General features: G+C 57.7%; 2 protein-coding genes. One reads left to right on the top strand and one right to left on the bottom strand.

Annotated elements, in window-relative coordinates; all coding sequences use genetic code 11:
• The coding region (locus WH5701_RS16075) for a 4-hydroxybenzoate polyprenyltransferase (RefSeq protein WP_156776465.1) at positions 1–572 on the bottom strand (572 nt) is incomplete at its 3' end.
• An 87-nt stretch (positions 573–659) separates the two neighbouring features.
• On the opposite strand from WH5701_RS16075, the gene WH5701_RS00240 reads away from it, so the two are divergent.
• Positions 660–1,712 (top strand): Ppx/GppA phosphatase family protein (locus WH5701_RS00240; RefSeq protein ID WP_006169766.1); only part of this gene is annotated, 1,053 nt, incomplete at its 3' end.

The raw sequence follows: 1,712 nt of genomic DNA, 5'->3' as shown, positions 1-1,712 counted from the left end.
TAAACCGTGTCGAATCCAAAGGTCCACAGCAGGGTGGCGATCCAGCAACTAATCAGTGCTGGAGTCCAACTCAGTTGGCCTTCTGCAGCAGCCCATGGGATCAGCACTGCGAATCCCCAGCACAGGGCAAGAACGGCCTGGGGGAAAGCAAACCAGCGTTTGGCAGATGGATACAAAAGAATGGGCGGGAGGGCGGCGACCGCTAAGCCCAAGCACAGGCCCCGACTCTCATCGGACAGGCTCAGGACCACCCCCAGGCTGACGAGAAGCAGCAGAAGTAGCAGGCATAAGGCCTGGGGTCGTTGCAGGGCTCCACGCGCTAGGGGTCGAGCTTGGGTTCGTTCCACCTGACGATCGAACCCTTGGTCCCAAAGATCGTTGGCGATGCAGCCAGCTCCACTCACCGCAAGCCCCCCCACCAAAATCAGTCCAACCAATGAGGCACTGGGGGGAGCAGACGGCGTGAGCCAGAGAGACCACCCAGCAGGGATCAACAAAATGAGCCGCCCAGATGGTTTGTTCCAGCGGAGTAATTCGATCCAGGGGCGGAGGCTGGGGATGCTGCTATTCACAGTGAAAGAGATTTAAAAACGCGAGACATGGACTGATGGCCTTTGGAACCAGTGCCAGAGTGGATCCATGTCAGGCCAGCGTCGTTCATGTCGGAAGCTGAGACCGCTGATCTGACATCTGGAGACGGCCAGGGATTGACGTTGTCCCGTGGGATCAAGTCTGGAGGACTGAGGCGGGTTGGTGCGATTGATATCGGCACCAATTCGACGCATTTGTTGGTGGCCTCCGTGGATCCAGCCCTTCGCACCTTCAGCATCATTCAGGCGGAAAAGTCCACGACTCGTCTAGGAGAGCGCGATCCAGAGACGGGAGAACTGTCGGCTGCTGCGATGGAACGTGGCTTTAAAACGCTGCGTCGCTTCCTTGAATTAGCCAATAGTCATCAAGTTGAACAGGTGGTCACGGCCGCCACCAGTGCCGTAAGGGAGGCCCCCAATGGGCGCGATTTCCTTCAGAGCATTAAGGATGAGTTGGGGATTGAAGTGGATCTGGTCAGTGGGCCTGAGGAAGCTCGATTGATCTATCTCGGCGTGCTCTCGGGGATGTCGTTCGGAGAGAAGCCGCACCTACTCCTGGACATTGGCGGTGGCTCAACAGAGTTGACCTTGGCGGATAGCCGAGATGCCCGTGCGTTGACCAGTACCCGGGTGGGTGCAGTGCGCCTCCAACGGGATTTCATCAAGGAGGAGCCGTTGTCTCCGCAGCGACGCTCGTTTCTTCAAGCGTTCATTCAGGGTTCCCTAGAACCTGCTGTCGACAAGGTGCTTCGACGCATTAAATCTGGCGAAAAACCCGTTTTGGTGGCCACCAGCGGGACGGCGATGGCGATTGGTGCCCTCGCTGCTGTTGAAGACGACCGTCCGCCGCTCAAATTCCACGGTTACAAGGTGTCTCGCTCTCGTCTGGACCGGGTTGTCGAACGGTTGGTCGTCATGACTCCGGCGCAGCGGCGGGAGATGTCTGCCATTAATGATCGCCGCGCCGAAATCATTGTTCCGGGTGCATTGATTTTGCAAACCACGATGAAGATGCTGGCTGTCGATGGTCTTGTGCTCAGCGAGCGAGCCCTGCGCGAGGGTTTGATTGTGGATTGGATGTTGCGTCAGGGTCTGCTGGAAGACCGGTTCAGTTCCAGAGCA

The organism is Synechococcus sp. WH 5701 (assembly GCF_000153045.1).
Lineage (GTDB): Bacteria > Cyanobacteriota > Cyanobacteriia > PCC-6307 > Cyanobiaceae > Regnicoccus_A > Regnicoccus_A antarcticus.
The sequence above is the reverse complement of the archived record's forward strand: the minus strand, read 5'-3'. Positions and strand labels throughout refer to the sequence as shown.